General features: G+C 33.9%; 27 protein-coding genes and 1 pseudogene. 17 read left to right on the forward strand and 11 right to left on the reverse strand.

Annotated features, from left to right (window positions below):
* Nucleotides 1–5: 5 nt before the first annotated feature.
* The 10 genes from SLH48_RS03360 (at nt 6) to SLH48_RS03405 (ending at nt 6,820) form a co-directional block, all read left to right on the forward strand.
* Nucleotides 6–893, forward strand: coding sequence for a phage tail family protein (locus SLH48_RS03360; RefSeq protein ID WP_320257008.1), 888 nt, complete (start codon nt 6–8; stop codon nt 891–893).
* A 1-nt stretch (nt 894) separates the two neighbouring features.
* The gene (locus SLH48_RS03365; RefSeq protein WP_320257009.1) at nt 895–2,004 is read left to right on the forward strand and encodes a siphovirus ReqiPepy6 Gp37-like family protein; all 1,110 of its coding nucleotides are present in this window, start codon (nt 895–897) and stop codon (nt 2,002–2,004) included.
* Nucleotides 2,001–3,155, forward strand: a complete 1,155-nt coding sequence (locus SLH48_RS03370; protein WP_320257010.1) for a phage tail protein — start codon at nt 2,001–2,003, stop codon at nt 3,153–3,155. The genes SLH48_RS03365 and SLH48_RS03370 overlap by 4 nt, the downstream gene beginning before the upstream one ends.
* A gap of 12 nt (nt 3,156–3,167) precedes the next feature.
* Entirely contained in the window at nt 3,168–3,569 is a 402-nt protein-coding gene (locus SLH48_RS03375) for a hypothetical protein (RefSeq protein ID WP_320257011.1), read from the forward strand.
* 1 nt (nt 3,570) lies between these two features.
* Entirely contained in the window at nt 3,571–3,684 is a 114-nt protein-coding gene (locus SLH48_RS03380; RefSeq protein ID WP_320257012.1) for a CD1375 family protein, read from the forward strand.
* Nucleotides 3,685–3,853: 169 nt separating this feature from the next.
* Nucleotides 3,854–4,369, forward strand: coding sequence for a hypothetical protein (locus SLH48_RS03385; protein WP_320257013.1), 516 nt, complete (start codon nt 3,854–3,856; stop codon nt 4,367–4,369).
* Between the two features lie 11 nt (nt 4,370–4,380).
* Nucleotides 4,381–4,581, forward strand: coding sequence for a hypothetical protein (locus SLH48_RS03390; RefSeq protein WP_320257014.1), 201 nt, complete (start codon nt 4,381–4,383; stop codon nt 4,579–4,581).
* 95 nt (nt 4,582–4,676) lie between these two features.
* Nucleotides 4,677–5,084 carry a phage holin family protein gene (locus SLH48_RS03395; protein WP_320257015.1) on the forward strand — a complete coding sequence of 136 codons (408 nt, stop codon included), beginning with the start codon at nt 4,677–4,679 and terminating at the stop codon, nt 5,082–5,084.
* Nucleotides 5,081–5,815, forward strand: a complete 735-nt coding sequence (locus tag SLH48_RS03400; RefSeq protein WP_320257016.1) for an N-acetylmuramoyl-L-alanine amidase — start codon at nt 5,081–5,083, stop codon at nt 5,813–5,815. The genes SLH48_RS03395 and SLH48_RS03400 overlap by 4 nt, the downstream gene beginning before the upstream one ends.
* Before the next feature lie 213 nt (nt 5,816–6,028).
* Entirely contained in the window at nt 6,029–6,820 is a 792-nt protein-coding gene (locus SLH48_RS03405; RefSeq protein ID WP_320257017.1) for a hypothetical protein, read from the forward strand.
* Nucleotides 6,821–7,090: 270 nt separating this feature from the next.
* Here the strand turns inward: SLH48_RS03405 and SLH48_RS03410 are convergent, their stop codons facing one another.
* From SLH48_RS03410 to SLH48_RS03425, 4 genes are all read right to left on the reverse strand, one after another.
* Nucleotides 7,091–7,459 (reverse strand): hypothetical protein, encoded by a 369-nt coding sequence (locus tag SLH48_RS03410; RefSeq protein ID WP_320257018.1) that lies wholly within the window; start codon nt 7,457–7,459, stop codon nt 7,091–7,093.
* A gap of 19 nt (nt 7,460–7,478) precedes the next feature.
* Entirely contained in the window at nt 7,479–7,808 is a 330-nt protein-coding gene (locus tag SLH48_RS03415) for a YolD-like family protein (protein WP_320257019.1), read from the reverse strand.
* Between the two features lie 340 nt (nt 7,809–8,148).
* A complete protein-coding gene (locus tag SLH48_RS03420; protein WP_320257020.1) occupies nt 8,149–8,304 on the reverse strand; it encodes a hypothetical protein in 156 nt (51 codons plus the stop codon).
* Between the two features lie 128 nt (nt 8,305–8,432).
* Nucleotides 8,433–8,813, reverse strand: coding sequence for a hypothetical protein (locus SLH48_RS03425; RefSeq protein ID WP_320257021.1), 381 nt, complete (start codon nt 8,811–8,813; stop codon nt 8,433–8,435).
* Between the two features lie 147 nt (nt 8,814–8,960).
* On the opposite strand from SLH48_RS03425, the gene SLH48_RS03430 reads away from it, so the two are divergent.
* Nucleotides 8,961–10,217 (forward strand): hypothetical protein, encoded by a 1,257-nt coding sequence (locus tag SLH48_RS03430; protein WP_320257022.1) that lies wholly within the window; start codon nt 8,961–8,963, stop codon nt 10,215–10,217.
* A 491-nt stretch (nt 10,218–10,708) separates the two neighbouring features.
* Here the strand turns inward: SLH48_RS03430 and SLH48_RS03435 are convergent, their stop codons facing one another.
* The 6 genes and pseudogenes from SLH48_RS03435 to SLH48_RS03460 all read right to left on the reverse strand — a co-directional run bounded on the left by SLH48_RS03435 (nt 10,709) and on the right by SLH48_RS03460 (nt 18,870).
* Nucleotides 10,709–13,150 (reverse strand): hypothetical protein, encoded by a 2,442-nt coding sequence (locus SLH48_RS03435; RefSeq protein WP_320257023.1) that lies wholly within the window; start codon nt 13,148–13,150, stop codon nt 10,709–10,711.
* 57 nt (nt 13,151–13,207) lie between these two features.
* A complete protein-coding gene (locus SLH48_RS03440; protein WP_320257024.1) occupies nt 13,208–16,576 on the reverse strand; it encodes a hypothetical protein in 3,369 nt (1,122 codons plus the stop codon).
* Nucleotides 16,566–17,693, reverse strand: coding sequence for a hypothetical protein (locus tag SLH48_RS03445; RefSeq protein WP_320257025.1), 1,128 nt, complete (start codon nt 17,691–17,693; stop codon nt 16,566–16,568). Before SLH48_RS03445 ends, SLH48_RS03440 begins: the two co-directional genes overlap by 11 nt.
* 451 nt (nt 17,694–18,144) lie before the next feature.
* Nucleotides 18,145–18,342: pseudogene (gene cotJC, locus SLH48_RS03450) on the reverse strand (spore coat protein CotJC); the annotation flags it as partial.
* 37 nt (nt 18,343–18,379) lie between these two features.
* The gene (locus tag SLH48_RS03455) at nt 18,380–18,643 is read right to left on the reverse strand and encodes a spore coat protein CotJB (RefSeq protein WP_214480075.1); all 264 of its coding nucleotides are present in this window, start codon (nt 18,641–18,643) and stop codon (nt 18,380–18,382) included.
* On the reverse strand, nt 18,640–18,870 hold the full coding sequence (locus SLH48_RS03460) for a spore coat associated protein CotJA (protein WP_214480074.1): 231 nt from the start codon (nt 18,868–18,870) through the stop codon (nt 18,640–18,642). The genes SLH48_RS03455 and SLH48_RS03460 overlap by 4 nt, the downstream gene beginning before the upstream one ends.
* Nucleotides 18,871–19,036: 166 nt before the next feature.
* Between SLH48_RS03460 and SLH48_RS03465 the strand changes: the two genes are divergently transcribed.
* The 6 genes from SLH48_RS03465 (at nt 19,037) to SLH48_RS03490 (ending at nt 24,536) form a co-directional block, all read left to right on the forward strand.
* On the forward strand, nt 19,037–19,669 hold the full coding sequence (locus SLH48_RS03465; protein WP_214480073.1) for a CBS domain-containing protein: 633 nt from the start codon (nt 19,037–19,039) through the stop codon (nt 19,667–19,669).
* Between the two features lie 60 nt (nt 19,670–19,729).
* On the forward strand, nt 19,730–20,125 hold the full coding sequence (locus SLH48_RS03470) for a hypothetical protein (RefSeq protein ID WP_214480072.1): 396 nt from the start codon (nt 19,730–19,732) through the stop codon (nt 20,123–20,125).
* Between the two features lie 9 nt (nt 20,126–20,134).
* Nucleotides 20,135–20,905 carry a metallophosphoesterase gene (locus SLH48_RS03475; RefSeq protein ID WP_214480071.1) on the forward strand — a complete coding sequence of 257 codons (771 nt, stop codon included), beginning with the start codon at nt 20,135–20,137 and terminating at the stop codon, nt 20,903–20,905.
* A 168-nt stretch (nt 20,906–21,073) separates the two neighbouring features.
* Nucleotides 21,074–21,664, forward strand: a complete 591-nt coding sequence (locus SLH48_RS03480) for a genetic competence negative regulator (protein WP_214480070.1) — start codon at nt 21,074–21,076, stop codon at nt 21,662–21,664.
* A gap of 341 nt (nt 21,665–22,005) precedes the next feature.
* On the forward strand, nt 22,006–23,286 hold the full coding sequence (locus SLH48_RS03485; RefSeq protein WP_214480069.1) for a Glu/Leu/Phe/Val family dehydrogenase: 1,281 nt from the start codon (nt 22,006–22,008) through the stop codon (nt 23,284–23,286).
* 278 nt (nt 23,287–23,564) lie between these two features.
* The gene (locus SLH48_RS03490) at nt 23,565–24,536 is read left to right on the forward strand and encodes a YpdA family putative bacillithiol disulfide reductase (protein WP_320257026.1); all 972 of its coding nucleotides are present in this window, start codon (nt 23,565–23,567) and stop codon (nt 24,534–24,536) included.
* Between the two features lie 203 nt (nt 24,537–24,739).
* Here SLH48_RS03490 and SLH48_RS03495 read toward each other — a convergent pair whose 3' ends face one another.
* Nucleotides 24,740–25,708, reverse strand: coding sequence for an asparaginase (locus SLH48_RS03495; protein WP_214480067.1), 969 nt, complete (start codon nt 25,706–25,708; stop codon nt 24,740–24,742).
* Nucleotides 25,709–25,829: the final 121 nt, after the last annotated feature.

The following is a 25,829-nucleotide window of genomic DNA, read 5'->3' on the forward strand; positions in this document are numbered from 1 at the left end:
ATCGAATGATAATTAAGAATATGACAATAAGCAACAGTCGTGGCGATTCGATTACATTCGATCGCTATTTTCGTTTAGTTGATGATTTTTCCTTAAGTGGATTGACTGCAACTGTAAATTATATAAATGGAACGACAGATGGCTCTCATTATCAAAATACTGTTTTGGATAATAAGGACTTTGAAGTTCCTTTTTTTATTGTTAAAGAAATGACCGATGCCTGGTGGATTGAGGAAAAGAGGAATGATGCATACAAGGTGTTCAACCCGAAGGTTAATCCTATGAGGATTGACATTGTAACGAAAGGAGGAGAAGAATACTACCTTAATGCAAACTTAGAAGGCGCTCCATTATTCCCTACTGGATTTGAAAATAACAACCAGGAGTGGCAGCGAGGATTATTGCAATTTAGTGCAAATGATCCTTATTTCTATAGTAAAAAAGAAGAAAAAGTTGATATTGCATTGTGGGTACCTGATTTTGAGTTTCCTCTCGAAATTCCTGAAGAAGGGATTGAGATGGGACATCGAGATCCTTCATTAATTGTGAATGCATTAAATGAAGGGCAGGAAAGTACTGGTATGTTAGTTCGTTTTAGAGCTTTGGGAACACTCTTGAATCCATCTCTAGTCAATGTTAACACATATGAATCTATCAAATTAAATACAACAATGATTGCAGGAGATGTGATTGAAGTGAGTACCTACAAAAGACGTAAACGAGTCTATTTGATTCGAAATGCTGTTAAGTCCGATGCGTTTAACTCGTTGGATCTATCAAGTAAATTCTTACAACTTGAGATAGGCGATAATCTTTTTAGATTTGATGCAGAAGAAGGGTTGAACAATCTTGAGGTATCTCTGACGTTCACACCGAAATTATTGGGGGTGTAATATGGATCTTTATGTTTTTGATAAAGAGCTAAATAGAGTTGGGGTAATTGATGATTTTATTAAGTCAGAGATACAGCGTCATTATACAAAAATGGGACAATTATATCTGACGGTGGAGGGTAATTCTGAAACAGTTGGGCTATTACAAAAGGGAAGAATTATAGCCAAGGCAGACGATTTATCGCACGGTTATTTAATCCTTACTAGGGGTTATCGAGATGAAAAAAGTACCGAACTTGAGATTATTGCTCCATCTCTAAACACCTTACTTTCTAGACGTTCTTTGTTTGGACAGCAATCATTTTCTGGAAATGTAGAAGATGTTATGAAGTCCTTTGTATTTGTAAATGCGGTCAGTCCTAGTAATGCAAACAGGATAATTCCCAATCTTTTTATATCTAGCAGCACTGGTATTCCAATTTCAGTAACAGAAGGTGGTACTGGTAGTAAGCTGGATGAGTTTTTATATGAGATTGCTAATAAACATGATGTATCCTGGTCTATCTTAATGGACGTACACAGTAAGCAATTCATATTCGATGTCTGGCAAGGAACTGATCGGAGCGCGGAACAATCCATTAATCCACATGTGATCTTTTCGAAAGAACGTGAAAATGTCCTTAAACAGCACTATGTAGAATCCGACAGTGACTATAAAAACGTGGCTATTGTCGCTGGTGAAGGAGAGGGTGCAGTAAGAGAATTAATTACTGTGAATGATGATGTTACAGGGTGGGACCGAGTAGAAATATTTGTAGACGCTAGGGATTTGCAGAGTACTTATGTAGATGAAAATGATGAAGAAGCTACTCTCTCTGCAGCAGAATATCACCAGTTATTATTCGAACGTGGTAAAAGTAAACTTGCTGAATACTCACAGGTTGTCACGTTTGAGAGTGACATAGATTTATATGCTAATGGTGTGTATGGCGAGGATTATTTTTTAGGAGATAAAGTTAGTGTTAAAAATGATGACCTTGGTATTATTTTACACACTAGGATCATATCGACGATTGAAAAGACAACCAGGAAGGGTTCAACACTTAAAATCGATTTTGGGAGTAATATCCCTACCTTTATCGATAAAGTGAAAAGGACGGTGAAAAAATGACAATTAAAAGCGGTATTTTTAACAGCGTGAATGGAGATAGGAGATACAAGGCTGAGGACTTTGCGGCATACTTTGCGACGTTTATTAAAGATGGTGTTTTTCCTAATCCAAGTAATGGCTTTCAGGTGATCGCTAACGGGGATATGACCGTATCATTAAAAGCTGGTCAAGCATGGATTAAAGGCTATTACATCACAAACGACAGTGATTACAACATAACCTTAGATGTTGCAGATGGTGTGTTAAATCGTATTGATCGTATAGGACTAAGATTAGATTTTTTAAATAGAGAAATCCTTCCCGTTGTTATGAAAGGGGAATTTGCGTCAAGCCCTGTTGTTCCAGCATTGCAGAGGGACGCTGATGCGTATGAAATTGCTTTAGCAGATGTGTTAGTAAACAATGGAGCTTTAAGTATTTCACAATCAAACATCAGTGATCAACGGTTTAACACGGATCTATGTGGGATTGTTGCAGGTGCAGTTGATCAGATAGATACAACTAATTTATTTGCACAATATGATGATGAATTTAAAGCATGGTTTGAAACTATAAGAGATACTTTGTCTGGTGATGTAGCTGGCAATTTATCCAACCTAATAACGAGTATAAGCGAGGACGTTTCAGAACATAAGGCAGAAGATGCGACAACAAGCAGAAAAGGTCACGTGCAGTTATCAAGTAGTACATCAAGCACAAGTGAAATGCTAGCGGCAACACCAAAGGCTGTTAAAGCAGCAATGGACAAGGCTAACGAAGCTTTTACGCAAGTCAGTGATGGAAAAATAACAATCGCTACCGCCATTACTGACGTGGATTCTTCTCTTTCCCCAACTGGTAGCGATACATTTGATCAATTAGCTAATACAATTAGAATGATAAACACAGGAAAGAAATGGGCAATTGGGACGGCGACTTATTCAAACGGCGCTGTAACAGCTAGAGGGTTAGATTTCAGACCTAATTATATAATGGTGGTTTTAGCAACATCATATATAATTACTCACTATCCTAATTGGCCAACAAATGACTTTAGAATTGATGGTAGTGGGAATGTAGCGTATACATCTTCAGCCTGGGCTATTTTTAATGATGGCTTCTCAGTAAAAGCGAGTTGGATAGGAACAGGACAATTTATAGCATTTGAGTAAGGGGGATAACATATGGAAGTAGGTAGAAGAATTTATTACGACAAGTCAACCGGTAACATCCTTATTGATACTCAAGAAATATATGGCTTTGTCACAAAAACAACTGTAGATCACGATATTAATTCATACAAAGAGCTTTCTGATAGAAATAGAGAATCTTTTGATTTCATAGAATTAGAATATGGTGAGTATAGACAAGATTTTACAGAATGTAACGGGTATAGAATAAACACAGAAACACTCGAACTTGAATTTAGCTATCCAGATCCAAATGAACCCGAGCCACAAGAACCTGTATATGTACAGCCTTTAACAGAGCAGGTTACCGAACTAAAAACGCAAATCGAGCAAGAGAACACCGATACTCAGTTAGCTATTGCTGAATTAGCAGAGCTTGTAGTGGGAGGGGAGTAAAATGGCGAAAATTTATTATGAGTTAATCAAAAAAGAACTCAGAACAATTAACGATGTGCCTATAAGGTGGCGTGACGATGTACAGACATTAATTGAAGCTGATACTGTACAGTAAGTGGATGATAAAAAATAACCAAACACCCTAGATGGTGTATTTTTTTATGGTTATTTTTACTAAACACAATACCCAAATTATTGTGAAATACGTACTAGCACAAAAAGGAGATTAGAACAATTCTATTGAATAACACTTCATATAATAAAAAAAGTGGGAGTGTTATTTAATGAAAGATAATAATTCAACACAAGATATAGAACAACAATTAAAGAGGTTGGAAAATAATTTATATGCTTTAAATAAAGCATATCAAAGATTACAAAAAGCAATAGATTTAAACCACGAGCAAGAAATATACACTGCTATAGGGGAAACTCTATTATGGACAATGACAACTAATGAATGGCACCAAAGTCACAACCCACAATATAAACGAAGAAGAAATAAAGATGAGAACGGTCAATTACTTTTTGGTTTATTACATGCTTATAACTCAATGAAACATAATATGGAGTTTATAACGATTCATACTAATGAAGGAGGGGTTCAATTTCCAATCTCATTTCCTCTGGAAATTCCCCCTATCTCTGTTCACTGGATGCCAGCTGGTGAAATACTAGACGGTGGAGGATATAAACAAAAAGAGAATTACAAAAGGTATATAGAAGGAAAAGATGTATTGGATTCCTTTAAATTAGCCATGGATTTTTTGCAATCCGAGTATAATAATATATGTAAATAGGGTGTGATAGGATGACGAGAAGATCACAACTTAAAGAACTTGCTAAAAAAATTGGTGAGTTAGAGAAGGAATATAAAGTGAAAATTAGATCTGATAATGGTTACACTGGCGCACTAATAGAAGATAAAGTTGAACATCATGAATATCACTACCATTCTGAAGAAGGTAGAATATCACACTTTGATGGTTGTTGCCATTTAGAACTCGATTAAAGGGTTCTTTTTTTAGTAACCACAATACCCAATATGTTTACTAAAAAATTCAAGCCCTTGTGACAGGGCTTTTTATTATGGGAAGGAGAAAAGTTATGGAGAAATTAGATTTGTTACTTAAGACAGGTGCTACAGCAATAGGTGGAGCTTTAGGCTTCCTGGTAGGGGGATGGTCAAAACTGTTTATTGTCCTATTAATATTTGTAGTTACAGACTATATTAGTGGAATGATAGCAGCACGGATTGAAGATAAACTGAAAAGTAAAGTTGGTTTCATCGGTATTGCAAGGAAAGTAATGATCTTTGTAATTGTTGCTGTGGCACATCAAGTAGACCTAGCGATTGGGAATGGTAATGTCATTCGTGATGCAACTATTTTCTTTTATTTAGCAAATGAACTACTTTCAATTATTGAAAACACTGGAAGAATCGGTGTACCTGTTCCAAGTGTATTAAAAAAAGGTGTAGAAGTTTTAAAGGAGAAAGATGGTGAGCGTAAATGAAAATAATCTTTGATGCAGGGCATGGATATTTCACTCCTGGTAAACGTATACCAGATGGCTCAATGCGAGAATGGGAGTTTAACAGTAAGGTTTGCGAGTACGCAAAAGAATTGTTAATGGGATATGCTGGTGTTATTGTTAAGTTCACTCATGATATCACTGGAAAGTTCGATGTGCCATTAAAGGATCGTACAGATATAGCGAATAAATGGGGAGCTGATGTACTAGTTTCAGTTCATGCTAATGCTGCAGGAAATGGCTGGCATAGTGGCGAAGGTGTTGAAACATATGTAGATTCGTCAAAGCCAAAAGATGCCTATGACCTTGCAGTTAAGGTGCAGAATCAGTTGTTAAGGGAAACTGGACGAAGAAACAGAGGGGTTAAAACAGCAGATTTTCACATGTTACGTGAGTCAAATATGACGGCTATTTTACCTGAGTGTGGATTCATGACAAATAAAGAAGAAGCTGCATTATTGAAAGCTGACTCATATCGTAGAAAATGCGCTCAAGCCATTGTCAACGGACTTGTGGAGCACTATCAGTTACGTAAAATTGTGGTCAATCTAGAGGTTCCGAGTGATTACGCCTATGAATTAGCACTAGCTTTAGAGTGGGCTAAAGAAAACAACATTTCTAATGGTGAACGATTGAACGAACCGTGCACGAGAGCACAACAATTAATAATGTTATATAGATTCTTCAATTTGATGAATAGCTCAAATAAATAAGAATACAGCAAGATATCAACTCCACGAAAAAACAGTCCTACATAGCATGTGGGGCTGTTATATTATTTGTACGTTTGTTATGTCCTCGAGATACTCAAGCCACAATTTATGAAGTTGTTATATACTTCTTCTACAATTTTTTGCAGGCTTTAAATTTCATTTGTAGAAGGTATTTCTATAAATGAAATTTCTGGGAAGGTAGGAAGATAAATAATGAGCTTACGAATGAACAATTACTACAAAACCAAGGGAGATAAAAGGTTTTCTTTTGTTTCTTTCGGAAGTGTAAAAGAATATTTATACGGAAGAAATGAAGGTAGCTATGTCCCTTATTACAACAATGAAACAGTATTAGCCTTATGTGTTGAATATACAGATAAAGTAGTAGATTATTACTTTGTAGAGGAACGCAGTATTTGCCCTTTTGATTTCATGAATGACTGGGGTGAGAATAAGGTAGAATACTATAACTTTGCTGAGGAGCGTAATATGAGCTTCGATAATATCAAAGGAGATTTAACTAAAGATTTTAGTGAGAATATTTCAATTATACGGAGAGACAAAGGGTATTCATTTGATTATTTCCTTTTACTAAAGGATCAATGGTTTCTAGAAAATAATAACGGTTCTTTACTTTCATCAGGTAAAAAAGTTATTTATGTTGATGATATTGAGTTCTTTTTATTTAGTGTAAATAAGAAAAAATTTCCTGAAGGGCCGAAGATTTATTATAACGATAAAACTGTTATAGAATTAGAGATAGCTGAATTGATAGAGTGGGAAAAGAAATCTACACCTAGTGAAGGAATTGAACTATTAAGAAATATTATTGATAATAAGGAAAAAAGACATCTCCAAATAGAGCGAAACCAACAGATACATCTGGCTAGTAGTAATTATCATAATAATTACTATATATATAATAGAAAAACAGAAGAAAAATGGGAAATAATAAACGGTAAGGAAGTTTTAATTGATCATAGTGGTGCAAAACAAAAGACTTAATCTTAATACTTAAAAGTAATATTATAAAATAAATGGACAATCATTAATAAGTATAGATAAGTAAATGTAAAAGCGATAAATAACTGTTGGCGAGATAGCATCTTTGAATGCTGTGATTGTTGGCCGCCCTTTAAAAAACGCATACAAAAAATAACAATTGCATAATATAGAATACAGCAAGATATTCACTCCACGAAAAAACAGCCCTGCAAAGCATGTGGGGCTGTTTCATATTATATGTGATTCCCAGTGTAATCCCATCGACCTTGATCAATACCTCTTTGTCAAACGCTCATTAATCCTGCGAGTTAACCGATACTTTAGCGCGGCTTTCCAAAATCGTTGTGCACCTTCAAAAGATGCTCCAATAGTTTTTTGAGCGTACGGGTACTGTACAAACATATCATCTAGTTCTACGACTTCATAAACTTTTACGTTGTTTTCTTTAAGAACTAGCCCTATTTCTTTCCGTTTTTTTCTTACACTTGATACAACTTGCTTCATATACTTAACATAATCTTCATCTTTTCTCTGATTTCCTGCATCGATTAATTTCTTTTCTAAAATGTGGATTTCTAGGTCAAGATAGATCTTCTCAACAATTATATCTAATAAATCCTCTGATATACTTGGTCTCATTTACAACACCCTTAAATTCTTAAATTACTTGAACATTAATAATGTCTTCAAATTTAATCCTGTGTGTTTCTTCAAAATTATCAACTACTCTAATATTTTTGTTGAGCTGATCTACAAAATGAATATGACCCATACATGGTTTGTAAGATCCATCTTCAAAGTAGGTTACAGTTACTTCTTGCGTAAATTCCATAGCTTCAAGTATTGTATTGTTTATTTCTTCTATTTCATGCTCATCTAAAACAGGTTTTTTTACTTTATAATAATCAGCCTGGGCTTTTTTCATCATCTTCAAGTGTTCAGGCTGTATAAATGCAGGCATCCATTTCATAATTCCTCTATCCTTCAAACGTATCACCTCTGTATTTATTATATACGAAAGTATGTTCGTTTAGTAAAAGAAAAAATAAAATTTTCTAGTGTCCTGTCCACACAATTGATGGAGAAACTTCATATTTTGTTACAGGATGGGTCTAGTTGCTATACTTAACCTTTACTCTTATGGGTAAAGGCTTTTTTATTTTGCATTTATCTATAATATAGTACGTGAATGAAAAGATAATTTTGTCTGAGAGCGTTCTAGCATCACTGATTAATTAGAAAAAGCACTCAATAGATGAGTGCGTTAACTAAAGTTGGGTTGAGTAAACGTTTGATTATTTTGGCAGTTGTCTAATCTAGAATCATATTTATTCTTGTATCCTAAAAAGTAATTCACAATCATTGCACAAACCTATTTTTGAATTACCTTCAATTAAACGATTATCCTCAGAAACATCAGCCTTAACGCTAACTAAACCAACAGAATTATTACAATTGCAATATGGACATTTAATTGTACTCATAATAAATCCCTCCATATTTATTTATATTTTCATCCTTTCCTTAATAAGAGAGATTTAAAATTGTTTTCTAACCACAATGGACATTTTGTAGCATAAATATAGTATTTGATTTGCTCCTCTGTACGAAATTAATTCTCTTTGTTATTAAACTCTTTTTTAATTTTCTTATGACGTTCTTTAAATTCTATCCAATATTCATCATCTTTTGTGATAAGTTCTCTTCTCCTCTTACCTTCCTCTGCTATTCTCTTTCGTAAAGGGGTTATGTCTTTTAATGTATCTCCTTTTCTCTGCTTCTCCACCCAATTTTCCCAGTATTCATAGTCATCAGAATGTCTACCTTTACAATACTCGCAGACAAAAAAGTATTCATTATCCTTAAGAATATTCACAATTATATTTTCTGGTAACTCCTCTATTTCACACCAGGCGTATCTTCTTAAACAATGGTCACACAAAATATCATCATTATCCATTAGTTCCTGGAAATCTTTCTCAAAATCACTCAAATATATCACCTCAAAAAAAATTCGTATTGACCAATTATTAACTTTATTATAGAATGATTTACATTGCAAATAAATATATCTTTTTTTGTATTTATTTTGGTGTGTAGGAATCTTAAAGGGTATAATACATAATTTGGAGGTATACATATGAAGAAATTTTTCGCCCTATTTCTATCAGTAATTTTATTGTTTACGAGTATTCCAGCGTCTACTTTTGCTAATTTAGAAGCTAGTGATGAAGTAAGAGATTTTAGTGTAGAAGTAATTGAAGATTCATCTGAATTAACAGAATTATTAGTGAAACAAGTAGATATTGAAAACGAATCATTAACTATTAAAATATCTAAAAATCAAAAGGAAAACACTTTTGAATCTTTCGTAACAATTGATAAAGAAGTACATCCTTTTCAAAGTTATTTCATTGAAAAATTAGATAAAAAATTTGATGCTCAAGAATTTGCAACTACATTGGAAGAAGTTCTTGATGGAAAAGAAGACTCTGATTATCTTGTTAAATATTATAAAAAAGTTTTTAAACTTAAATATAAAAACAAAGATAAAAACAGTTCTTCTGCTGAAATTTCAGATGAATTATTAACAAAATCTACACCAATTCCTCAGGATGGGACTGTGTCAGCGGCATCTGTATCAGCACAAGCTTTTTGGTTTATACCTCTTGCCATAGGAGCTTTAGACGCGACAGCAGCAGCAGCTCTTGCAAATGCAGCAGTTAACATTTTAGGTATAGGAGCAGTAATCTATGTTGACGATGTTCTACAAGAAAGAATTAATACCAGTAACAAAGAAAATGCGGTTCAAGAGACAGGAACAACAGCAACAAATTGGGCTGATTTTACAAGCTATGCAGATGCAATAACAACTAGTGCTACTAAACATATGACGCTTTCTGCGGTTCAAACCATCGCTAACCGTATAAAAAATGATGATAATAATGATATGGATGTAAGAGTATATATGTCCACTCATGAAAAAGATACAGTAATGATTGTAGCTAATATTACTAGTAGCTTAACAACCACAGTAAACCGTCACCTAGCAAATTATGTAGGTGGAACTAAAAAGGACTCTAGTTATCGAGATGAGACGCTTAACTTAAATGGATACACAGTATTTTTGCTTTATGATCATTCATCTGAAAAAATATTTCACGCGCACTTCGTGCGATCATCAGACAGAATCAGAGAAACAACTTACATGAGATATAATAATAACCTTGACTTGCAGATATTCCCTAGTGTGATTTATACAAGAAAATACAATTACTATGCTGCAAGAAATGAAACAGAAAGACTTGAATCAGAAAAATTCCATATAAATGCAAGAAATAACAGAAATTTATTAGAAGATTCTAAAGGTAAGCCATCAGTAGTTCGATATAAATAATATTCAAAAAGTGAGTCAAAAATTTTCCTGCACATCAAAATTAAATTAGTTTAGGGGCATTTCAAAGCGCATAAATTGGCTATTGGATGCCCCTTTTCATATTCACTTGCTAGTTTAGTAACCACAAGTGATAGTAAGTCCATCAGATAATTCAAGAGGACAGCCGTTCTCAAGTCGAGAGACCGAACCTGTGGTAATCTTATCTATCTCTGAACAAACAAAAACTCGAGGGAGAGTATTCCTCGGGATTTTAATATTTATTCCCCTTTTTATTGAGTGGGGGATAAGGAGGGTAGCATTTAGGAATTGCACCATCCAAAATAGCAAAGGACTGTACTAGATGCACAGTCCATGTTTTCTTTCCATTGCCTTTTCTTCATCTAACGTCTAAAACCTAAAGAAACACTCCCGATTGTATTTATGATTTTTTGTTTTTTGCTATTTGTAAGGATCCGTATATCACTCATAGTGTTCCATTATTATTAATGATACTAAAATAATAAAGTTTCATGATGATGCTTCAACATATGAAGTGGATAAGGGTGATTTACAAAGGATTCAAACGTTACTGTAATGTTACGTAACAAATGAACGGCATAAACAATTTGATCCTGATTTTCTACATCACCTTCATAAGACTGAAACTGTAGTTTCATCGGTAGTCGATTTACGTATAGTTTGTTATTTTCTAACTTACTTACAGAATTTTTTGCATTTGTATCTGTAGGCATTTTTGAGGCTACAGAATAATAACCATCTAACGTTTTTGCAAGAAATGTTCCCTTGGAAGGAACCTCCTTAGTTCGAAAGTAAGAAATATATGGCACGTTATGTGTATTTAATTCATATGTAACAATGCTAAGGTGATCATCACCTTCGCTTTTTGTATAATTCTTTCTATCAAAAATGACAATAGGTTGAATGTTATCGATTTGATGGACAAGTCCTTTCCAAAACAAGGTGAAACTTCGAGTGGCATGTTTAGATATTTTTCGCTGTTGACCAATAGTTAAATAGGCAATTGACTCATCTAAGGTCAGCCAATCTGTTTCCTCATATCGAACGTGTAAGACTCCTTTATAAAATCGGGCTATAGTATAAATATGATGCATTTTACGTCCCTTACCGACCTCTAGTAAATAAGGCATGTAAAAGACATATTTATTCAATACTTCTTCATATGACTGTATATGTTGATTAAGGAATCCTCTTGTTGCAAATATATCTTGTAATGAACTGATTAGCCTATGCTCAATGGTTTCATCTTTCCCATAAAAACACTGAGTTAAGATGTGATTATCAAGAAAACCTAGCTTTATCGCTTGTTTCGGGTCTGTATGAGCGTTAAACCCGTCATATTCGCCAATCTCTATTAAGGCATGAGAATAAGAGGGGAAAGTAGTACCTAGTTGTTTTACTCTATCCTTCCGTTCTAAGATTGCTTCTCTATGTTTACTAGAGGACTCACATAACATTGGACCAAATAATTCAGAATCCCAGGAATGATACACAAATTCAACTGAAAAATCAGGTAAAACTGGTATTAACCCATCATCTGACTGTGCAATTAGGTTGAATTTGTTTTTTTGTTTAGGTGATTGTTCGATTTTGTAGTTTGAACTACCTTTTTGCTGTTTTCTATTAAACAAGTTCGCTATGGCTGATTGTAGTTCTTCTTTAATTTGTTTTCTAGTGGAATAGACATGAATATGAATTGCTTTGTCCAATAGGTATTCCTTTTGTTTTTCACTTATATCTACTCTTACCTTACCATCCTTATAAGATGTACTCATATTTGAAGCATCCCAATTAGTTTTGTTTAATTTTTCGGGTGATTTTAACAAGGTAAAAGTAGGAAAGATAGTTCGAGTTAAACAGAATAAATTGTAATGATCAACGATATTCAACCCGGAATCTATATGATTCCCGTTTTTTCCTTTATCTTCTGATAAATATGGAATCAGAACCATCGTTAGAGAAGGATTCTGATAATCTGGAAGCTTCGTTAAAATGGTATCTAAATCATCTAACTCTAAGCGGTTCTTCTTTAACCAATTTAGAGTTGTACGTTCATGAGTATAACGTGCGGATTTCCCTTTTTTCTCAATTGATAACCGTAACATATGGTGAGCACTCCAAGTTGGGTTCATTATATAAAAGGAGCGTTTGTCATAAGACTTCTTCATTGGGTTAAAGTGAAACTGTTTGTTAGGATGTAGACCTATTAACCATCTACGCAAGGAAAAATATACATGGACATGCCATTCACCAAGAGTATAGATAATATCAAAACGACAAACAATCGATGCCTTTTGTTCTGTTTTAGTTTTTATAGGTAAAGTAATTGGCTTGGAGACCACTTCATACGATTTCCCGTTATGAGATTTATACCATGTCGTTGGATAAAGTACATCTGTACCGACCTGACCGAAGTGAGTAGGAATCTTTCTTTCAATCATAGCCGATGAAAGGTACCCTTTCATAAAAGATATGAAAGTACTGTTATCTTGTGAAAATAGAGAAGATACTTCTATTTCATGGTATGGCAGTTCGGCGTGTTTAACGGAAGAAGGTAGTAAAGTGAAGGAATCATCATCATCTTCTAAGCAGCCTTCAATCCATCGGTAAAACTCCCAGTACAAAACTTCTACGTCTCCTTGAGATGAAATGGTTAAATACATCCATGGATCTTCTCCTTGTATAGAAGCGGGTGAAAGATGAATGGAAATAATAGAAGGATAGAGGCCTTCTATTATTGTACGAAAATCACTGAATGTAAACCTGTTGTTACGATATTCAAAACTAAATGAATGTAAGAACTGTATCATTTCAGAAGGTAAATAAACTGCTAGTACCTTCTGCTCAGCAAAATTTTCAGGTTTTATCATAAAACCATGAGGTTGAATTTTAGAAGTAGAATTCGTATTTGACATATTTTAGGTCCTTTCTCACAGTGCCCTCTGCAAAGGTAACAGAAGGCACATTGTACTCTAATAAGGTGGAGTATAGGCGTGGTACTTAGGTGAAAACGAATTCTCCACGCTTTCAATAAACGGTAGATATAATTGATTGATAATATTATCGTGATGCTGAGTTAGAATCTTGTACCATTCTTCAAGTAAATTATTACTGTTCTTTTCAGTTACATCTTTAATACGATTAAATGAAAATTTAGCATCCACATAGTGAACTCGTGCGTCAGTGTTTCCTCGTAAGGTTCGACCAATCATCTGCCAAACATTAACGAAGGTATACCATGAAATAATATGACGAACTTCTTCATCAAGCGTGTCAAATGCTTCTTCATTTGCAATCAACTTTTCAAAGGTGCTGTTAGCTCTTTTCACTACATGACTAATACCATCACCAAAATATTTTCCTTGGGCAGTAGCTTCTTCTACCAAAGTGGGAAGGTATCCATTAATAATAGAAATGGCATTGGATACATTTTCTGTTACAAGATAGGGGCGTACCATAAACAAGACTGACCCAAAATACGAATAAAAGCTATTTTTCTGAAGAATGTTGTATCCACGGTTAATCGATTGTAAAGGTACGATTAACACATCGATATCTTTTTCAGCACTATAAATAACCTCATCTCGGATCATCATGTCGGATTCAGGTTCTTGGGTTAAAGCTTGTACTTTATCACGAAAAAAAGGAAATAAAGCTTCGTATACCCATTTTGATTGTTCATAGGAATTGACCACTACGAGGACTTTTCGACCTTTGTTAATGTCTTTCTCTGATAATTCCCAATAGTAGAGTTCCTCTCTAATTAGTGAAACGATTTGTTGACTTAACCGCTGAAGTCGAGCTTTTTTCTTGTTCTCCGAACTACCTGAAATAAAGATAGGTTTATGATCTTGATTCACAAAAACGTGCGAAAACTGCTCTAGCTTAGGTAAAGTCTTGATCTTGGACTTAAGAACGTATGAAATGGGTACGTCAACATGATAGTGGGTAGAACCTATTGCATAGCTAGTACCGGATAAAAAGACCACACATGTTTCCTGTTTATCTCGATATTGATACAAATCTCCCCAATTAGTTAGAGCTGATCTACCTACACCTAAATACTGATAGACTTCAAAAGTACCAAATTGTTGAGAAGATGGATTCCCTTTAAAGTAATATTGAAAACGACGCATAGTAAGGGCATCAGGAATAAAAGGTAAATATTTATAGATGTGTTGATATATAACATTAATTAACTCATCAAAATTACTGTTTGTTCGTATTTCTACATAATCTTTTAATTGTAGAATTTCATAGAAACAGGTATCAAATACATAAAAATACAGATATAAAGCAAACTTTACCAAATCATCTTCTTCTGGTTCTTTAGGAATTGAGCCATTTATATTTGGCAAAACATAATTCATTAAGAAATCCCTAGAAACGTTTATTTCTTTTTCGAATTTTTCTACTTCTTTTCGATCGTAATTGGGATCCATTTTTATTGCTTCAATTTTGTCTAATTGGGAGGCTACTAAATCTAGATATTCCTCAGTGTTAAAGCGTTCTTGATCGAAGAACCACTGAAAAAGCGGATTTTTCATGACATCTTCATCTCTTTGCATATCAAACCATTTTCTTGTTACATTAGATAGAAGAAGCTGAGGAGAAAACGTACGCTTTTTTAAAAAGTGACGGACAGACTCTTTATTTTGAATCAGTCCAAAAATTAGATTTTTAGAACGATCCGCTAACTGTAGATAGCGACGGAAACGTAATATGTTCCCATCATTTTGGATCTTTTGATTTTGATCAAATAATTCAAAAGCCTTTTGCCTTAATTTCTCAAAGGTTTGTTCATGGTTCCCAAACAATTTGTTGTCATTGTTATACATGCTATCAAAAGTTTCTTGTATACCATCTGCTTCATCTACAAAAATGACATCCATATAGATATTCATTAAATCATAATACGTTTTTTGCTGAGGATTAAGAAATAAATATGGTGCTGATTGTTGAATTGCGGGTGACGTTCCTACCCATACATCCGCTTCTGTTAATTGTCGTTCCGCTTCAAAATGACCACAAGTTAAATAAAGGGGACATAAATATTTGTCTTTGTCTTTGTCTTTCGAAGTAATGAGGCTTGTACATGGATAATTTTTTAGCGGTTCGGTTGGATCTGCATTTTTAGAAAATGCATCAACAATACATACTCCACCAAAAAAACTTAAGACATAATTCATCGCTAGTTCTGACAAGATATGTTTACTTCCATCAGATGTACGTGTTACTTTGCGAATAAATTGCTGTAAGTGACTATCTAAATTCGTCTTTCCGACAATCGGGACAGCTTTAATACCCACTAAGTATAGATCATAAACCCATTTGAGTGTGTCGGTAGTATTTATTGTTACAATGCCACATTTATTTCCTTTTTGAACTAATCGAAAAGTTTCTAACTGAATGAATGTTGTTTTTCCAGCTCCAACAAGTCCTGCAATTCCAACCTTGGTATCGTATTCGAAAGTTTGATTTGTTGAATTGACAGGAATAAGGGTGATGCTTTTTTGTCGTTCTTGCCAATAGGAAGTATTACTATCGTTTTTCCCTATTGAAGCAGCTATTTCTAACCGCTTTTGATCCATGTCTTTTGCAACTTCATCCCAATGGGTTTCTCCTTCTAATGATAAAGAAAAAGTAGAGTGAGGTTGCTTTTTTCGACCACGAATTAATAAATGAGAGCCGCTTTTTAACACATCATCACCATGCTCCAACCAATGGGTTGCAAAGCGGTTAGAATTTCCTGGGTGAGCTAGACAGTTATGACTTAGTGTAGTAAATGTCCCTTTTTTTTCATCTTTATAATTACGCCAAAAGGAAATAGGCATGTACAAATCAGAAAATTCTGGTATGATGGGATCTCGCATGATATGAGAAAAACGTAGTATCTCATCATATAAACTAAACCTTTGTTGCAAGACTGATGGGATTTGTCTTTGTAATTGGATCACTTTTGGGTCGTTAGAGCCGCTTTTTTCGTATGCACGAAACAGCGTAGAGATTAAAAGGTAACGATTGAACTTATATTGCCACGTCGTTTTGGATGATCGTTTTTTAAAATAAATCCGAAGAACTTGTATTTGTTCAAAATCAATTGGCTGCGGAATTAAAGCATCTATCCCCATAAATATCGAATATACATTAGAAGCGGTTAAGGGAATATTCGGATAGTTTTTTTCGAAAGCATAGCACGACAATTCTACTTCAGCTAGCATATTAAAATCTGATTTATCTAGTGATTGAGAATCGATTTGTTGCCACTCTTCTTTTAATGGTTTAAGAAAATCCTCTTGCCTCTTATATAGATACTTAAACATTGATAATCTATTTGACATGTAGAACCTCTCTAGTAGTAAGCCATTTTTCAATTTCTTTGAACTTTAAGACCATTAGTTTAGGTGTGTTTAATCTTTTGTTTATGAAATCGATATAAGGTTTTGATTTATTATCGGGTACTGCAATTATTGTTGTATAGGAAGGGTGATATTTATTTCTTTCAATTTCTTTCTTTAATTCTGTTAATAGATCGAATGCACTACGATAATTTTTTACGTCTATAAATAGTGAATTCCCATGAAAATCAATCATTAAATCTCCGTACCGTTCAAGATTAGGATATAATTGGACGATTGCACCTTTTTTTTCTAATCTTGTTTTTAATTCCATCTCCCACAATCCAGAAATAACTGTAGATAATTGAACCGCTTTTTTAGTTCTAAGTTCCGCTCCATCACCAATTAAAGAACCTAAAGTAGACCTTACATCAAAGTGCTCTTCACAATCTTTGGTTAAACAACGGTAATGGCTATCAGTTATTTTCTTCATAGTCCAATCACAACGAGGACAAGGAACATAGTCAGGATTTGTTATTGGTTCATAACAACCATAAAGGAAGTCTTCAAGTTTATTGTTTTGTAATTCTTTTCTCATAAAACCCTTTAAATATTTTATTGTTAGCCGTGGGTGTTGTTGAATGAAAAGTCGGAATTTTGTGTATAATTGTTGGGCGTTATCTAATTGATGTTCATATTGACGACAGAATAATAATGCTTTAGCTACAGCACTACTTTGATATTCAAAACGTGATTTTCGTTCAGCATAAATATAGTGACAATCATCTGTTAGACCGTAATCGTCTAGGAAGCAAAAATCTTCTAGTTTTAAGTCATTTAAATCTTTTTTAGTAAAAATGCCTTCTCCCCATTGGGAAAGCGGTGTTTTAAACAATTTTAACAATTTCTGATAATTATTAGGAAATAATTCTCGGTTTCGATCCTCTGGATATTTACCAGTGAATCGTCTGTCGCTACTTAAATATCGTTTCACGATTTCGGTATGTATTTCTTTCAATGGCTTATACGTTGGTAATTCCTCTGGATGACGATCTAAATATTCCAACGTTTCGGTAATTTTTAAGATTAAGTCTATAGGATCCTTATTGAATACTTCCACAGTTAAAATCCTTTCAATGTATACTCTTACAATAAAATTATTGATACGAACAAAAATAATACTAAACCACTATATAATTATAAGAAAGTGGTAAATAAAGGAAAATGATAGGAATTGGAAAAAATTGAACCTAGACAGCTATGAAGAATATACTCAAAGAGAACTATGTTAATTAAAAGCAGCACAGTATTTACAGAATATTGTAGGTTTTTACATCACTTTGATATGGAAAGTAGCCTAGTAGAAGAATTTATTTGCTTGGCTTTAGGAGGTTTAATTTTTTGTCAAATATAAATGATTCTATACATTGTGAATTTATCAAGGTTTTGGAGAGTGGTAATTAATTTATTTTCTTATTGTTAAATTCAGAACTAATAAACACAAGTTATAAAAAAGTATATATAATGAAGGTTTATGTTTTAGGAGTATTAAAATACAGATAACAAATAGGTGCAAATTCTTCAGTACCAATATCGGTTAATAAACCGATAACTTTATCAGGAATCGTATACCTTTGATTGAGGTACCTTAGTGCAGCAGCGAGTTCTCCATCTGCACCACCGTATTGTTCAATGAGGTACTTTGCAAGTACTGGATTACATGTACTAACCTTTACTGGGTATTGTAGTTTTTTTTCATATATCCACATATCGTAAGAACACACTCCTTTTAACTTATGTCATTTGTTATATTTGCCATGGCCAAGGAGATTCGTTCCAATTCCATGGGTAGCCAGCATAGCTATTTCCATATTGTTGCAAAGGACCGTAAATAGGCTCAAGTTGTTTTGTTACTTGGTGTTTTTTTGTTACATAATGATTGAATTGTTGAATTGCTTCATAGTCTCCAGGGTGTGTATCTAAGTACAAAGATAATTCAAGGAGCACAAAATCTATCGACTGCAGTTCCTCCATCAGTGAATAAAATTGTTCCGGTAATTGTTTATTCATTGTGATTCTCCCCGCTCTTCTACCTCATTTGGACCATAGTATGGATCATAAAAGATAGGCCATAATGTTCCTTTTCTTAATGCTTCTTTTGCTGAATATTGTGGTAGCCGGTTTGGTTGGAATGTTATATATAGATTAGGTGGGGTAACGAAATATTTTTCGTATATGGGGTTACACGGATCATGTGGGCTAATATACGGATGATATGATTTTCTAAAAGTAACCATTGATAACCTCCCTGTTTAAATTCTTTTTCAAAGTATCATTCCATTTTTATGTTTTATTTTAAGGTTTCATGCCCACAGAATAAAAAAACATATACTTATAGGAGGAAAACTATTTTCTTTGTAGTATAATATATTATAGAGATATTATAGAATAGAGGTGTTTTTTATGTTTGTAAAGAGCCTACTTATCCCAAAAAGTAAATGTATATCGGTAGCTCATGATGAGTCTATCCAAACAGCTTTGAAGAAATTAAATGATCATCAGATTGATGCACTACCTATCGTAATGAACGAAAGTTATGTTGGTACCTTAACCCGATATCAAATATATGAAAGTTACTTTCAATCAACGTATAGCAAAGAAGAGTTTTTATCGAAAACGACAGCAAGTGAATTAGCTACTCATCAGGATACATACCTAGAAGGTGAAGAGGTTTTTGAAAAGACGTTAGTCCAATTAAAAGATTTTCCTTTGCTAGCAGTTGTAGACGAAGATAAAACATTTTTAGGGATTGTCACTCGTTATGATGTATTGAAACAGTTCCAAAGTGCATTTGGCATGCAAAAACCTGGTGTTAGAATTGCGTTTTCATCTGTAGAAACTGAAGGAAGAATAGCTAGGTTAGCAGAAATAGCAAGGAGTTTCCATGAGCACATTATTTCATTGGTCACTTTTGACGAGACAGATAAGTTAGTTCGAAGAATTGTCATGAAAATTGAAAAAAAGGACAATATTGATAAATTTGTTGCGAAGTTAGAGCAATCTGGTTTCCGCGTTCTAGATATATACGAAGACTAAGCCTTTCTATGTTCATGATTTAATCCTTCCATACATAAATGTAGTATGGGGGTTTTTTTTATGTTAATGAAAATAATGAGTTTAATTACCGGTTTTTTATGTGGCTATGTCTTTATTCGTTGGATTCCAATTGAATCTCCAGTGACTTTGTCAGGACTTTTAAACAACCTTATATTTGATCCGTTAAAGTTCATTGCTGCGATGATCTGCTTTTTTGTAGGTTTTATTTGTAATGCCTTTTTAATAAGAAGTGCTATTGAACAAACTTATTTAATCTTCAAAAAAAATAAAGTTTCTTTTCTTGATATTGCTTTATCCTACGCGGTTTTACCTAGCTTTTACTTGTTATTTAATATGGGGTACTGGCAATCATTAATTTATTTATGCTTTGCTGTGATTTATGGTATGATCTCAATAGACTTGAAGAGGAACTCAGTTATTGAGCTAAATCGTTAGGGAGGAAACATGATTTTTTTTGTTATCACAATAATTTTATTAGGATTTTTAATTAGCTATATGTTTTATGAGGCGTTTCAAAACAATGTGAGAGAAATTACTCTTGAATTCAACACCTTTCCTGCTAGCATAGATTCATTTAAGATGTTTTTTATTTCAGATATTCATCGTAGAAATATTGCTGACGAGATTATTAACAAAGTTAAAGGGGAAGTTGATTGTGTAGTCATAGGTGGGGATTTAATGGAGAAAGGTGTCCCCTTTTCTAGAGTAAAGGCTAACCTTCAGAAATTAAAGGAAGTCGGACCGATTTATTTCGTATGGGGAAATAATGATTATGAAGTTGATTATCACCAATTAGATGCCTTACTCCTTGATTACGGAGTGAAAATATTAGACAATACAGCGGAGACCTTAGAATCGGCACAAGGTGAAAAGATAATTATGATTGGTGTCGATGACATGACATATATGCGCGATCGAGTTGATCTAGCACTATTAGACGCTGAGCAAGATGGGTTTAAAATTTTGATAAGTCATAATCCAAAGATTATCCAAAAAATAACGATGGAAGATGATATTAAACTGATTTTGAGTGGACATACTCATGGGGGTCAAATACGTTTTCTTAAATGGGGACTTTATGAAAAAGGCAAATTAAGAAAGGTCGATTCAACCAATATACTCGTTAGTAACGGCTATGGAACGACAGGTTTACCTCTTAGGCTAGGAGCTCCTTCTGAAACACATCTTATAACGTTAAAAAAATGTGATGAATGAACGGTAGGTATTATTCATACATGAGGAAGAAACTTGCTTAATTAATGACAAAATGCTTGTATTTATTATACAAAACATTGTAAACTGATAATTAAATCTAAGAACCTTTTGTTCGATTGAACATAAACTATAAGAAACTTGAGGATGTGTAGGTGGGGAGAGCTGATTATGAGACTCGAGCGTTTGAACTACAATAAGATTAAAATTTTCCTAACATTTGATGATTTAGTCGATCGTGGTTTGACAAAAGATGATCTATGGCAGGATTCTATAAAAGTCCAGCAATTATTCCGTGACATGATTGATGAAGCAAGTGAAGAGCTGGGTTTTGAAGCAAATGGATCAATAGCAGTTGAAATATTCTCCATACCAGCTCAAGGAATGGTCGTTATTGTAACGAAAGACCATGCAGATGTGGATGTAGATGATGAATTTTTAGATGACTATATCGAAATGAAGGTTACTTTAGATGAAAGCGATGATTTATTTTATGAGTTTTCATCAATTGAAGATGTTATTCAGTTAGCAGGACGACTATTTTTGTTAAACATTACCGACGGAAAATTATATTCGTATAATAATCGTTTTTATATTCACTTTGATGAAAAAATTGACTTGTATAAAGAGCATTTTATCGCAGTTGTAGCTGAGTTTGGAAATCCTGCAACGATTACTACACATCGTGTTCATGAATACGGTAAGTTACTAATGGATGAAAATGCCATACAGCAACTTTATGAGTATTTTATCAAAAAGTAAAAGTCCTTTTTATTTTTTAAATAAAGAGGCTTTTTCTTGTGGAAAAAACAAAAATGAAACCGATTACATTTTTGGGTATAAAAATTAAGAAACTTGTTTTTTTCATCTTGCATTCTATGTAAGAAGGTGTATACTATGTCATGAAAGGTGGACACTAACCTTTAAAAAGTGTTGTTACAAATAAGGGATAAAAAGAACGGAAATGAAACTGAGGTAGGCACATAATAATTGCCATGTCATTTGACAACCGTTGAATCAGTATACTGTGAAGTATATTTGAAAAGCCTTTTTCCGGTTTTTTGACATCCTCTATAAGTGATTTTTTTCTAGGAGGTTTATCAATGGTAGCCGATAATAACACCGCTGGTGAGCATGGTAAAGAAGACAAACTAGATGTCCTAAAATCAACACAGACTGTAATACATAAAGCTTTAGATAAGTTAGGATATCCTGAAGAAGTTTATGAGCTATTAAAAGAACCAATTCGTATGATGACAGTGAAAATTCCGGTAAGAATGGATGATGGGTCAGTTAAAATTTTTACTGGTTATCGAGCACAACATAATGATGCAGTCGGACCAACAAAAGGGGGTATTCGATTTCATCCAAATGTAACTGAAAAAGAAGTTAAAGCGCTGTCAATTTGGATGAGTTTGAAGTGTGGTATTGTTGATTTACCTTATGGTGGAGGAAAGGGAGGCATCGTTTGTGATCCTCGAGATATGTCTTTTCGAGAATTAGAGCGGTTAAGTAGAGGGTATGTACGTGCCATTAGTCAAATTGTCGGACCTACAAAAGATATTCCAGCACCTGATGTATTTACCAATTCACAAATCATGGCTTGGATGATGGATGAATATAGCCGCATAGATGAATTTAATTCACCAGGATTTATTACTGGAAAGCCTTTAGTTTTAGGTGGCTCACACGGTCGTGAATCTGCAACAGCTAAAGGGGTTACAATCTGTATACGTGAAGCCGCTAACAAAAAAGGTATTGATATTGAGGGTGCCCGAGTAGTAGTTCAAGGGTTTGGTAATGCAGGGAGCTATTTATCAAAGTTCATGAATGATGCAGGCGCAAAAATTGTAGGTATTTCAGATGCATATGGCGCTCTTTATGATCCAGATGGTTTAGATATTGATTACTTACTTGACAGAAGAGACAGCTTCGGAACAGTAACGAAGCTATTTAATAATACAATTACGAATAAAGAATTATTGGAACTTGATTGTGATATATTGGTACCAGCTGCAATTGAAAATCAGATTACTGAGCAAAACGCTCATAATATTAAAGCTAGTATTGTTGTAGAAGCTGCTAATGGTCCTACGACAATTGAGGCGACTGAAATATTATCAAAACGTGATATACTACTTGTTCCTGACGTATTAGCAAGTGCAGGTGGTGTTACAGTATCGTATTTTGAATGGGTACAAAATAATCAAGGTTATTATTGGACAGAAGAGGAAGTAGAAGAAAAGCTTGAGAAAGTAATTGTGAAATCATTTAATAATATATATGAAACATCAAAAACGCGCAGAGTCGATATGAGGCTAGCTGCATATATGGTTGGCGTTCGTAAAATGGCGGAAGCCTCACGCTTCCGTGGCTGGATTTAAGGTCAACCAAAATTTAAAAATATGTATAATTAATAACGTTAATGTAAATATCGTTGCATGTAATTATAAAATCCCCTATCATTTTGATAGGGGATTTGCTTTTGGAATCTGTGATTCTGAACGCAGATCAAAAGCATCACGAGTTGTCTAGTTAAACCATCTATCCCTTTAAGAATTAACGACATATCAACTGAATAACGTACTTCATAAACTGTACCTCCAGAGCTAATGGGCAGGGAGGTGAGTATTCGTATATATTCAGCAAGGAGTGAAATATCATGCAAAAGGAAGACGTAATAATTGTAGGTGGTGGACCATGTGGTTTGGCGGCAGCTATATCGCTACAATCTAAGGGTTTTTCTCCACTTATTATTGAAAAAGGTAATATTGTTAATGCAATTTATCATTATCCTACACACCAAACCTTTTTTAGTTCTAGTGAAAGGTTAGAGATAGGAGATGTACCTTTTATAACAGAAAACCGTAAGCCAGTTAGAAACCAAGCATTAGCTTATTATCGAGAAGTAGTCATTAGAAAAAATTTACGAGTGAATACATTTGAAAAAGTAGCTAAAATTTCAAAAAGTAACCGTGGAGTTATAGAAGTAGTTACTTCTAATCAAACATATGAGACAACAAATGTGATCATTGCAACAGGATATTATGATCATCCAAATTTCATGAACGTACCAGGCGAAGAACTAGAAAAAGTACATCATTATTTTAAGGAGGCTCACCCCTACTTTGACACGGATGTTGTAGTTATTGGAGGCAAGAATTCTGCGGTGGATGCTTCGCTTGAGCTTGTTAAAGCTGGTGCAAGAGTGACAGTGTTGTATAGAGGTAATGAATACTCAAATAGTATTAAACCATGGATATTGCCAGAATTCGATGGCTTAATTCGAGATGGTGTTATTAAGATGGAATATGGAGCTCACGTTACACAAATTACTGAAGATAAAGTATTTTATCATGTTAATAATGAGGAAAAATGTGTAAAAAATGATTTTGTATTTGCGATGACAGGCTATCATCCAGATCATACATTTTTGAAAAATATCGGAATAGATATAGATGTGAAAACTGGACGACCTGTTTTTCACCCAGACACGATGGAAACAAACGTGTCAAGTGTTTTTGTGGCAGGTGTCATAGCAGCTGGAAATAACGCAAATGAAATATTTATAGAAAATGGACGTTTTCATGGAGAACAAATTGCAACATATCTTAAAAAAAATAGACAGGGTTAATGTATTTAGTTTATGTAGTATCTTTAATCAGGTGGAGAGTCTCTTCCACCTGATTTTCTTATGTATGTTTATCTTTTTACGAAAGCCACCGTTTTATAGAAGAAACGATCTGCGTGGTTATACGTGTTAAAGGCTCTCTTGTAGACTATCGAATAATTGCATTATTAAAAATGATTTAGCTTTAATGGCATAGGCGATTTAATTTATGAAAAAAAGTTGTTAATTTGTTCATGATTGTTAGTAACTTCTAAAGCGATCATCAATTTAATTCTTGCCTTTTGACCATTTAGTCCATTAGAAAAGATAATACCAAGATTCTTTAATTCTTTCCCACCACCTTTATATCCATAAATATCTTGTACAATCCCATTGAAACAGCGAGAAACTAACACGATTGGTATGTTATCTTCAATAAGATCTTGTAGTCTACCTACAGTGTTAGGGGGAAGATTACCTTGACCTAATGCTTCAATAACTAAGCCATCAAGTTGAATTGATTTAATCGCGTTAAATATTGAATCATCCATACCTGCATAAGCTTTTAATAATACAACGTTCTTCTGAATGCTTTTGATAGAAAATTTATCTCGGCTAGAAGGAATGTGGTGGAAAAACACCCCCCTTTTTGTAACGATGCCAATTGGACCATATTGTGGACTTTGGAAGGTCGCAATATTGCTAGTATGTGTCTTTGTAACATTTTTGGCAGTATGAATTTCATCATTCAGAACAACTAACACACCTTTCCCTCTAGCATCTTCACTTGATGCAACTTTAACTGATGAAATTAAATTATATAAACCATCTGCACCAATTTCGTTACTTGACCTCATCGCACCTGTAATGACAATTGGCACGTCAACTTGTATAGTTAAATCAAGGAAATACGCGGTTTCTTCTAATGTATCCGTTCCATGTGTGACAACTACGCCTTCAATACAGTCACTAACTACTTTCTCTTCAATTTGTTGTTTAAGCTGTAGCATTTCAATAGGCGTGATATGAGGTGAAGGAAGATGAAATAGTTCTATTACCTGGACTTGTGCGATATCAGATAAAGATGGTGTACTATCATGCAATGGGTTTATTTCATCAGGTGCAACATTGCCTGTTTTTTCATCCTCTTTCATAGAAATGGTACCACCAGTATGAATAATTAATATCTTTTTCACTTAATACACTCCCTTTTAAGAATAAAAATATTTCAATTTTCTATAAGTCTAACCTTTACTATCCTGTAATTAAATCATCCCAAGTGAAAAATTAAATGCTTCATCTTTTTTCCAATTAACA

Origin of the sequence: Cytobacillus sp. IB215316 (assembly GCF_033963865.1) — a bacterium.
Lineage (GTDB): Bacteria > Bacillota > Bacilli > Bacillales > SM2101 > Nanhaiella > Nanhaiella sioensis.

Bases quoted from the DNA above. Each gene is read 5' to 3' on its own strand.
- SLH48_RS03360 (WP_320257008.1), top strand. From the start codon at position 6: ATGATAATTAAGAATATGACAATAAGCAACAGTCGTGGCGATTCGATT.
- SLH48_RS03365 (WP_320257009.1), top strand. From the start codon at position 895: ATGGATCTTTATGTTTTTGATAAAGAGCTAAATAGAGTTGGGGTAATT.
- SLH48_RS03370 (WP_320257010.1), top strand. From the start codon at position 2,001: ATGACAATTAAAAGCGGTATTTTTAACAGCGTGAATGGAGATAGGAGA.
- SLH48_RS03375 (WP_320257011.1), top strand. From the start codon at position 3,168: ATGGAAGTAGGTAGAAGAATTTATTACGACAAGTCAACCGGTAACATC.
- SLH48_RS03380 (WP_320257012.1), top strand. From the start codon at position 3,571: ATGGCGAAAATTTATTATGAGTTAATCAAAAAAGAACTCAGAACAATT.
- SLH48_RS03385 (WP_320257013.1), top strand. From the start codon at position 3,854: ATGAAAGATAATAATTCAACACAAGATATAGAACAACAATTAAAGAGG.
- SLH48_RS03390 (WP_320257014.1), top strand. From the start codon at position 4,381: ATGACGAGAAGATCACAACTTAAAGAACTTGCTAAAAAAATTGGTGAG.
- SLH48_RS03395 (WP_320257015.1), top strand. From the start codon at position 4,677: ATGGAGAAATTAGATTTGTTACTTAAGACAGGTGCTACAGCAATAGGT.
- SLH48_RS03400 (WP_320257016.1), top strand. From the start codon at position 5,081: ATGAAAATAATCTTTGATGCAGGGCATGGATATTTCACTCCTGGTAAA.
- SLH48_RS03405 (WP_320257017.1), top strand. From the start codon at position 6,029: ATGAGCTTACGAATGAACAATTACTACAAAACCAAGGGAGATAAAAGG.
- SLH48_RS03410 (WP_320257018.1), bottom strand. From the start codon at position 7,459: ATGAGACCAAGTATATCAGAGGATTTATTAGATATAATTGTTGAGAAG.
- SLH48_RS03420 (WP_320257020.1), bottom strand. From the start codon at position 8,304: ATGAGTACAATTAAATGTCCATATTGCAATTGTAATAATTCTGTTGGT.
- SLH48_RS03430 (WP_320257022.1), top strand. From the start codon at position 8,961: ATGAAGAAATTTTTCGCCCTATTTCTATCAGTAATTTTATTGTTTACG.
- SLH48_RS03435 (WP_320257023.1), bottom strand. From the start codon at position 13,150: ATGTCAAATACGAATTCTACTTCTAAAATTCAACCTCATGGTTTTATG.
- SLH48_RS03440 (WP_320257024.1), bottom strand. From the start codon at position 16,576: ATGTCAAATAGATTATCAATGTTTAAGTATCTATATAAGAGGCAAGAG.
- SLH48_RS03455 (WP_214480075.1), bottom strand. From the start codon at position 18,643: ATGAATAAACAATTACCGGAACAATTTTATTCACTGATGGAGGAACTG.
- SLH48_RS03460 (WP_214480074.1), bottom strand. From the start codon at position 18,870: ATGGTTACTTTTAGAAAATCATATCATCCGTATATTAGCCCACATGAT.
- SLH48_RS03465 (WP_214480073.1), top strand. From the start codon at position 19,037: ATGTTTGTAAAGAGCCTACTTATCCCAAAAAGTAAATGTATATCGGTA.
- SLH48_RS03470 (WP_214480072.1), top strand. From the start codon at position 19,730: ATGTTAATGAAAATAATGAGTTTAATTACCGGTTTTTTATGTGGCTAT.
- SLH48_RS03475 (WP_214480071.1), top strand. From the start codon at position 20,135: ATGATTTTTTTTGTTATCACAATAATTTTATTAGGATTTTTAATTAGC.
- SLH48_RS03480 (WP_214480070.1), top strand. From the start codon at position 21,074: ATGAGACTCGAGCGTTTGAACTACAATAAGATTAAAATTTTCCTAACA.
- SLH48_RS03485 (WP_214480069.1), top strand. From the start codon at position 22,006: ATGGTAGCCGATAATAACACCGCTGGTGAGCATGGTAAAGAAGACAAA.
- SLH48_RS03490 (WP_320257026.1), top strand. From the start codon at position 23,565: ATGCAAAAGGAAGACGTAATAATTGTAGGTGGTGGACCATGTGGTTTG.